A 7,912-nucleotide genomic window follows, 5' to 3' on the forward strand; every position below is an offset into this window, starting at 1 on the left:
CATGCGCGCGGTAGCGATCATCCCCGCCCGCGGCGGAAGCAAGGGCGTCCCCGGCAAGAACGTGGCCCGGGTGGGGGGAGTCCCGCTGGTCGGGCGCGCGGTGCGCGCGGCGCTGGCCGCGCCGTCGATCGACGGCGTGTTCGTGTCGACGGACGATGCGGCGATCGCGGCGGCGGCGACCGCCGCCGGCGGCCAGGTGATCGACCGCCCGGCGGACCTCGCCGGTGATCTGGCCACCTCGGAGTCCGCGCTGCTGCACGCGCTCGACGCGCTCGCCGCGCGCGGCGTCGAGCCGCAGGCGCTGGCGTTCCTGCAGGCGACCTCGCCCTTCATCGACTCTGCGGCCCTCGACGGCGCCGTCGCCTCGGTGCTCGCGGGCGAGCACGACTCGATGTTCGCGGCGTTCGAGACGTACGCGTTCCTGTGGGCCGGGAGCCCGGAGGGCGCGGTGGGCGTCAACCACGACCACTCGTTCCGCCCGCGCCGCCAGGACCGCGAGCCGCACTTCCAGGAGACGGGCGCGTTCTACGTGATGGACGTCGCGGGGTTCCGGGCCTCCGGCTTCCGCTTCTTCGGGCGGGTGGGGATCGCGGAGGTGCCCGCCTCGACCGGCATCGAGATCGACGACGTGCACGAGCTCGACTCGGCCCGCGCGCTCGCCGCGCTGCTCGACTCGCCGGCGCCCGTCGACGTCGACGCGCTGGTCATGGACTTCGACGGCGTGCACACCGAGGACACCGCGACGGTGGACCAGAACGGGGTGGAGTCCGTGACCGTGAGCCGCTCGGACGGCATGGGCATCGCGATGCTGCGGGAGGCCCGGCTGCCCATGCTGATCCTGTCGCGCGAGGAGAACCCCGTGGTCGCCGCGCGCGCTCGCAAGTTGGGGGTGGAGGTCTCGCACGATGTCCACGAGAAGCTCCCGTACCTCGAGCGCTGGTGCGCGGAACGCGACATCAGCCTCGACCGCGTGGCCTACGTGGGCAACGACCTTCCGGATCTGCCGTGCCTCGCGGCCGTCGGGTGGCCCGTGGTTCCCGCGGACGCGCACCCGCGTGCCCAGGCCGCGGCGCGCATCGTCCTCACCCGGGGCGGGGGCCGCGGCGCCGTGCGCGAGCTCGCCGAGATGATCCTCGCGGCGCGGGCGTGACGGGGCGGCTCGCGTGAGCGCTCGGCGCGCCCTGGTGGTCGCGGACTCGGACTCGTACCTCAAGTGGGGCGTGACCCGGATGGGCGACCTGCCCTCCTCGTGGGACGTCGAGCTCGTGGTGGTCGCCAACGCGGTGACGCCCAGCGGCTCGCAGCGCGCTGCGGCCGTCGACGGCCGGCTCCCCGCCGAGCCGCCCGTGGTGACGCTCAAGGACCTGGTGGCCCGCCTGCGAGCGGCGCCGCCCGACCTGCTGTTCCTGGCCTGCCGCGGTCCCCTCATCGAGGTGCTGCTGCTCGACGAGCTGCGCGGCGAGCGCCCGGCGGCGGTGATCGCGGCCGGCATCCCGGGCATCTGGTTCCCGCCCACCGAGCTGGGCGTGGCCATGCGCGCGGGAGTGGACCTGCTGGTGGTCCACTCGGAGCGCGAACGCACCGCGGTGGAGGCCATGCTGCCCTCGGGTCGGCTCGCCGAGGTGGGGCTCGCGTCGCTACTGCTGGGCGCGCAGGTGGGTCACTCCGACCGCCGTCGCGTGGTGTTCGCGCCGCAGGCCCTGGTGCCCGCGGGCCGCGAGGACCGGGTGCGCCTTCTCGACGCGCTCGCGGCCACCGCGTCCGAGCATCCCGAACTCGACGTGGTCATCAAGCTGCGGGGCGAGGCCGGCGAGGCGCAGACCCACGCGGAGACCGCATCGTTCCCCGAGCTGGCGCGCGGCCGGACGCTGCCCCCCAACCTGCTGTTCGCCCAGGGTCCGCTGCGCGACTTCCTGGGCGACTGCGCGGGGTTCGTGACCGTCAGCTCCACGGCGGCGCTCGAGGCCGTCGAGGCCGGCGCGCCGTGCCTGATCCTGAGCGACTTCGGCGTCAGCGCCGAGGTCATCAACGTGGTGTTCGAGGGCTCGGGCCTGATGGGCACGCTCGAGGACCTGGTCGCGCTGCGGTTCCGCGACCCCGATCCGGCGTGGCTGGCGCAGAACTACTTCCACGAAGCCTCGGCGAGCGACTGGGTGGCCCGTGTCGACGCCCTGGTCGAGCTCGGGCCGGACCGTCCGGAGCGGCCGCTCGACCCCCGGTTGGGCGGATTCCGTCACACCCCGGCGCGCGTGCGCAGGCGCGCGATGGCGCTCGGCACGGCCGACGCGTTCCCGTTCAACCTGGTCTACGGGGCGGTGCATGGCGCGCTCGCGGCCTACTACCGTCTGCGGGCGCGCTCCTGACCGCCTGCCGCGGCCGTCTTGATGGATAGACTGAGCGGCGTTGATGCGCGTCCCCGTCGCGGTGGCGCCAGGAAGGCAGGGTGCTGAAGTGACCGACGCAATTCGGATCGGCAGGAACATCGTGGGCGAGGGCCACCCGGTGTACGTCATCGGCGAGATCGGGCTCAACCACAACGGCAGCGTGGACATCGCCAAGCAGTTGATGGACGTCGCCAAGGAGGCCGGCTGCCAGGCGGTGAAGTTCCAGAAGCGCACGCCGGAGATCGCGACGCCGGAGCACATGAAGTCCACGCCGCGCGAGACGCCGTGGGGCACCATGACGTACCTCGAGTACCGCTACAAGGTGGAGTTCGAGCAGGAGGAGTACGCGGAGATCGCGCGGTATGCCGACGAGCTCAGCCTCGAGTGGTTCGCGTCCCCGTGGGACGAGCCCTCGGTGGACTTCCTCGAGGCGATGGACACGTTCGCGTACAAGATCGCCTCCGCCTCGGTGACGGACCTGGGCATGCTGCGCAAGATCGCGGCGACGGGCAAGCCGGTGATCCTGTCGACGGGAATGTCGACGCTCGAGCAGATCGACAAGGCCGTCGAGACGCTCGGCAAGGACAACCTGGTGATCCTGCACGCGACCTCGACGTACCCCCTCCCGCCCGAGGAGGCGAACCTGCGCGTGATCCACACGCTGCAGGAGCGCTATGACGTCCCGGTGGGCTACTCGGGTCACGAGCCGGGCCTACAGATCTCGCTCGCCGCGGTCGCCCTGGGCGCCGTGGCGGTGGAGCGCCACATCACGCTGGACCGCACCATGTGGGGCTCGGACCACGCCGCGTCGCTCGAGCCGCAGGGCCTGCGCCACCTGGTGCGCGACATCCGGATCATCGAGACCGCGCTGGGCGACGGCGTCAAGAAGGTGTTCCCGGGCGAGCTCGCGCCGCTCAGCAAGCTCCGCCGCGTCGACGCGTAGTCGGCGGCCGGAGACGCTCGGGCGTCACGGCCTGAAGGTGTAGGCCCTCACCAGCGACCGTGCGGTGTCCAACCGGCGGGCGACGGCGCCGCGGCGCCGCGGCCGTGTCGGTGCCGGCGCGGCCGTACCCATGCCCGTGCCCCCGGAGAACTGGGGCACGTCGGGCCACGCCGCGAGCGCGAGCTCGATGGGCACCGCCTCATCGAGCACCTCGAGGGTCGCCCCCGCCTCTGCCGCGACGCGCTCCGCGGCCAGGTGCGAGGCGGGCGGGGCGTCGGGGTGGGGCGCCAGGACGATGCGCGGGCCCAACTCGAGCGCCGCGCGCACCAGCCCGGCGTGGACCTCGGAGGCGTCGGCGTGATCGCCGGGTGCCGCGCCCAGCACGATGGCGTCCGGCGCGGGCCCCAGCCGGTGCGGCGCGAGCGCCTCCGCGACGATGGACGCGGGATCCGCCTCGGGCAGCGGCACGGGACGGGCGCCGGCCCCGATGACGGTCGCGTCCGCCACCACCCGGCCCACGTGGAGCCCGCCCAGGGCCTCCGAGAGTCGCTTCGCGAGCCTCGCGTCGGAGATGGTGGGGGCGAGCGGGTGGTAGGGCTCGAGGATGTCGTTGAGGTCAGCGATGGTGGAGAAGCGCGCGCGGATCGGGGCGAAGGCCGCGGAGGCCTGCAGCCGCGTCGCGACCTCGGGCACGGGACCCGTGCGCGCGACCAGGAGTACCGCATCGTGGGCGATCAGGCCCGCGTCCACGGCAGCCGCCGCCCGGGCCGCCTCTCCGAAGGACCGCACCAGCACCAGGTCCGTCATGATGCCCCCAGGATCCGGCGGATCACCGCGCGCTGCTCGCGAGGCAGGGTGGCGACTCCCGCGGCGCGGGCATCGTCCGGGAAGGATCTCAGCAGGTCGCCCGCACGGCGGTAGAGCTCGCGCCGGAGCTCCGGGGAGAGCCGTGCGCGCCGGGCGACGTGGAACGTCACCATGTCCGCCGCGCTCGCGGCGGCCCGTGCGGTCCAGTCCTCCCTGCCGGAGGCGACCACCAGGTCGCGGACCCGTGCGAAGGCGTCGATGATGTGCAGCGTGGACTCGTTGCCGGCCTGGGTGAGGGCGCCCACGTTGGCCGTCTTGCGGTAGAAGACGCCGTGCAGGTCCACCACGGCCGCGGTGCCCGCCGTCATGTAGAGCCGCCAGAACCATGGCCGATCCGCCGCCGTGCGCATCGTCGCGTCGAAGTCGAGGTTCTCGCGCCCGATGCGCGTGACGTCGTAGATCCCCGCCCACAGGAACGGGTAGTCGACCACGGCGCGCCGCCCGGCGGGGCCGATCGCCTCCTGGGCCGGATAGCCGATCGAGCGCCTCCGCTCGGGGGCGCGCACCAGAGTGCGCGCGAGGCCGTCGACCCGGACGTGATCGGTGCGGACCACGTCCACGCCCAGGTCCACGATGGCCGCCTCGAGGCGGTCCAGGTGACCCGGAGCCAGCCAGTCGTCGACGTCCAGGTACGTGATGTACCGGGTGTCGACGAGCGCGTGCGCGGCGTTGCGCGAGCCCCAGGCGCCCACGTTGCCGGAGTTGGTGAGGACCCTGATGCCCGGCATCTCGCTCGCCGCGCGCTCGAGGAGCTCGGGCGTCTGGTCCGTCGAGGCGTCATCCACCAGGATGAAGCGCCGTCCGTCCGCGTCGTTGGCGCGGAGCGTCGCGAGGCAGGTCGGGAGGAACGCCTCGGCGTTGTGCATCGGGACGATGACGCTGAGATCGGACACGGTGCCTCTCGGGGGGCGAAGCGGGACGTTCCCATCCTACGGACCAGGGGTGATCGCTGGGGATGCGGACTCGGCCCAGACTTGGGACGATGCCTGTAGCAACGGCGCAATCCCCGCGCCCGGGCCCAGCGGTATTGATAACCTACGGTTCCGTAGGTTACGCTTGCGTAGGTTACGCGCGGGGCCTCTGCTCGCGCCGTCAGGACCACGAAAGGAGGCACCGGTGGATACTCAGGGACCACTCTCGGAGCAGGGCCTGGTGCGCATGCTGACGCACACGGGCGAACGGATCGAGGACGAGCGCTTCGCGCCGTATGCCGCCGATCTGGACGCCGCGACGCTGCGCGCCATGTGGCACGACATGACCGTGCTGCGCGGCTTCGATCTCGAGGCCACCAGCCTGCAGCGCCAGGGCGAGCTGGGCCTCTGGGTCCCGTCGCTGGGCCAGGAGGCCGCGCAGATCGGCTCCGGATACGCGCTGCGCACCTCCGACTTCGTGTTCCCGTCCTACCGCGAGCACGGCGTCGCCCTGACCCGCGGTGTGGACCTCCCCGAGATCCTGCGGATCTTCCGCGGCCTTCAGCACGGGGCGTGGGACCCTGCCGCGCACGGCTTCCACCTCTACACGCTCGTGATCGGATCCCACGCGCTGCACGCCACCGGCTACGCGATGGCGATGGACCGTGACGGGCTGGTGGGCACCGGGGCCGAGACGGACGGCGCGGTGGTCTGCTACTTCGGCGACGGCGCCACCAGCCAGGGCGACGTCAACGAGGCGCTGGTGTTCGCCGCCGTCAACGACGCGCCCATCGTCTTCTTCGTCCAGAACAACCAGTTCGCGATCTCCGAGCCCACCACGCGCCAGAGCCGCGTCCCGCTCGCGCAGCGCGGCGCGGGGTTCGGCGTGCCGTCCGTGCGCTTCGACGGCAACGACGTGCTGGCCTCCTACGCCGTCACCCGCTGGGCGCTCGAGCAGGCGCGCTCCGGGACCGGCCCGGTGCTGCTCGAGGCCTTCACGTATCGCATGGGCGCGCACACCACGTCCGACGACGCGACCCGATACCGCACCCGCGCGGACGAGGAGTACTGGGCCGAGCGCGACCCGATCGCGCGCGTCGAGGCCTACCTGCGCGGCATCGGCGAGCTGTCCGACGAGGCGATCGAGGAGGCGCACGCCGAGGCCAAGGCGCTGGGCAGGCGCACCCGTGAGGCCGTGAAGAGCTGGTCCCCGCCGCCCACGTCCACGATCTTCGACCACGTGTACGCGGAGCCGCACACGGCCGTCGAGAGCGAGCGCGCGTGGTTCGCGCGCTTCGAGAGGTCCTTCACCGACAAGGGGGCGCACGCATGACCGCGATGACCATGGCGGGAGCCATCAACCGCGGCATGCGCGCCGCGATGGAGCGCGACCCGAAGGTGCTCCTCATGGGGGAGGACATCGGCCAGCTGGGCGGCGTCTTCCGCGTCACCGACGGCCTGTGGAAGGACTTCGGGCCCGATCGCGTGATGGACACGCCGCTGGCGGAGTCCGGCATCGTGGGCACGGCCATCGGCATGGCCATGCGCGGCTACCGCCCGGTGATCGAGATCCAGTTCGACGGCTTCATCTTCCCCGCCTTCGACCAGATCACCACGCAGCTCGCCAAGATGCACTACCGGTCGCGCGGCCTCATCAATCTCCCGGTGGTCATCCGGGTGCCGTTCGCGGGCCACATCGGGGCGGTCGAGCACCACTCCGAGAGCCCCGAGGCGCTCTTCGCCCACACGCCCGGCCTGCGCATCGTCTCCCCGGCGACCCCGCAGGACGCGTACGACATGATCCAACAGGCCATCGCCTCGCCCGATCCGTACCTGTTCTTCGAGCCCAAGGCCCGCTACTGGGACAAGGCCGAGGTGGACGAGGCGCGCGTGGCCACGCAGTTGAGTGGGGAGCACGGAGCGTCCGCGGCCACCGCCGAGCTGTCCCGTGGCCGCGTCGCCCGCGAGGGCAAGGATGTGACCCTGGTGGCGTACGGCCCCACGGTCAGGCTCGCGATGCAGGTCGCGGATGTCGCCGCCTCCGAGGGACGCAGCATCGAGGTGGTCGACCTGCGGTCCATCTCCCCGCTCGACAGCGCCACGGTGGTGCGCTCCGCGAAGCGCACCGGGCGCGTGGTGATCGTGCACGAGGCCCCGACGGCCTTCGGAACCGGTGCCGAGCTCGCCGCACGGGTGATGGAGCAGGCGTTCTTCCACCTGCACGCGCCGGTGCTCCGCGTGGGCGGGTTCAGCACGCCCTACCCTGGAAGCAAGTTCGAGCACGATTACCTGCCGAACCTGGACCGTGTGCTCGACGCCGTCGACCGCGTCATGACCCACTGAGAGGGCGATCATGCCGACCTTCGAGATCTTCAACATGCCGGACGCCGGCGAGGGCCTGACCGAGGCCGACGTCGTCACGTGGCGCGTCGCCGTCGGCGACACCGTCGAGGTCAACCAGCCGCTGGTCGAGATCGAGACCGCGAAGTCCCTGGTCGAGCTCCCCAGCCCGGTCGACGGCCTGGTCACGCGGCTCATCGCCGCCGAGGGCATGACCGTCGAGGTGGGCGAGCCCATCGCTGAGTTCGACATCGACCCCGGCGGCGAGCCGGCGCCGGAGGGCGCCGCACCCGCGGCCGCGGAACCCGCCGCCGCGCCTGCGGAGCAGGCCGCGCCCGCCGCCGACTCCGCCGCATCGTCCGGCGGAACCTACGCCCCTGCCGCCGCATCGTCCTCCTCGGAGGAGAAGTCCGACGCGGTGCTGGTGGGCTACGGCGTCAAGGCGGGCTCGGCCCACCGTCGCCCGC

8 protein-coding genes are annotated in these 7,912 nt (G+C 72.6%); 6 read left to right on the forward strand and 2 right to left on the reverse strand.

All coding sequences use genetic code 11. The annotated features are described in order from the left end of the window. Window position 1: 1 nt before the first annotated feature. The 3 genes from Q0L54_RS02405 to Q0L54_RS02415 all read left to right on the forward strand — a co-directional run bounded on the left by Q0L54_RS02405 (window position 2) and on the right by Q0L54_RS02415 (window position 3,327). Complete coding sequence (locus tag Q0L54_RS02405) at window positions 2-1,150, forward strand: acylneuraminate cytidylyltransferase (RefSeq protein WP_296665210.1); 1,149 nt, start codon at window positions 2-4, stop codon at window positions 1,148-1,150. Window positions 1,151-1,163: 13 nt separating this feature from the next. After that, window positions 1,164-2,363 (forward strand): DUF6716 putative glycosyltransferase, encoded by a 1,200-nt coding sequence (locus Q0L54_RS02410; protein ID WP_296665212.1) that lies wholly within the window; start codon window positions 1,164-1,166, stop codon window positions 2,361-2,363. Window positions 2,364-2,451: 88 nt separating this feature from the next. Further along, window positions 2,452-3,327, forward strand: a complete 876-nt coding sequence (locus Q0L54_RS02415) for an N-acetylneuraminate synthase family protein (protein ID WP_296665214.1) — start codon at window positions 2,452-2,454, stop codon at window positions 3,325-3,327. A gap of 24 nt (window positions 3,328-3,351) precedes the next feature. Here Q0L54_RS02415 and Q0L54_RS02420 read toward each other — a convergent pair whose 3' ends face one another. Both Q0L54_RS02420 and Q0L54_RS02425 read right to left on the reverse strand, forming a co-directional pair. After that, window positions 3,352-4,134, reverse strand: coding sequence for a hypothetical protein (locus Q0L54_RS02420; RefSeq protein ID WP_296665216.1), 783 nt, complete (start codon window positions 4,132-4,134; stop codon window positions 3,352-3,354). Further along, complete coding sequence (locus Q0L54_RS02425) at window positions 4,131-5,087, reverse strand: glycosyltransferase family 2 protein (protein ID WP_296665218.1); 957 nt, start codon at window positions 5,085-5,087, stop codon at window positions 4,131-4,133. Before Q0L54_RS02425 ends, Q0L54_RS02420 begins: the two co-directional genes overlap by 4 nt. Before the next feature lie 265 nt (window positions 5,088-5,352). Between Q0L54_RS02425 and Q0L54_RS02430 the strand changes: the two genes are divergently transcribed. The 3 genes from Q0L54_RS02430 to Q0L54_RS02440 form a co-directional block, all read left to right on the forward strand. Next, window positions 5,353-6,438 (forward strand): thiamine pyrophosphate-dependent dehydrogenase E1 component subunit alpha, encoded by a 1,086-nt coding sequence (locus Q0L54_RS02430; RefSeq protein WP_366937922.1) that lies wholly within the window; start codon window positions 5,353-5,355, stop codon window positions 6,436-6,438. Then, window positions 6,435-7,448, forward strand: coding sequence for an alpha-ketoacid dehydrogenase subunit beta (locus Q0L54_RS02435; RefSeq protein ID WP_296665221.1), 1,014 nt, complete (start codon window positions 6,435-6,437; stop codon window positions 7,446-7,448). The genes Q0L54_RS02430 and Q0L54_RS02435 overlap by 4 nt, the downstream gene beginning before the upstream one ends. 10 nt (window positions 7,449-7,458) lie before the next feature. Beyond that, the coding region (locus Q0L54_RS02440) for a biotin/lipoyl-containing protein (protein ID WP_296665222.1) at window positions 7,459-7,912 on the forward strand (454 nt) is incomplete at its 3' end.

The organism is Demequina sp. (genome assembly GCF_024642165.1).
Classification (GTDB): domain Bacteria; phylum Actinomycetota; class Actinomycetes; order Actinomycetales; family Demequinaceae; genus Demequina.

What these genes read in the sequence shown, in the direction of transcription:
- Q0L54_RS02405 (WP_296665210.1), top strand. Translation starts at nt 2, where the DNA reads ATGCGCGCGGTAGCGATCATCCCCGCCCGCGGCGGAAGCAAGGGCGTC.
- Q0L54_RS02420 (WP_296665216.1), bottom strand. Translation starts at nt 4,134, where the DNA reads ATGACGGACCTGGTGCTGGTGCGGTCCTTCGGAGAGGCGGCCCGGGCG.
- Q0L54_RS02430 (WP_366937922.1), top strand. Translation starts at nt 5,353, where the DNA reads ATGCTGACGCACACGGGCGAACGGATCGAGGACGAGCGCTTCGCGCCG.
- Q0L54_RS02435 (WP_296665221.1), top strand. Translation starts at nt 6,435, where the DNA reads ATGACCGCGATGACCATGGCGGGAGCCATCAACCGCGGCATGCGCGCC.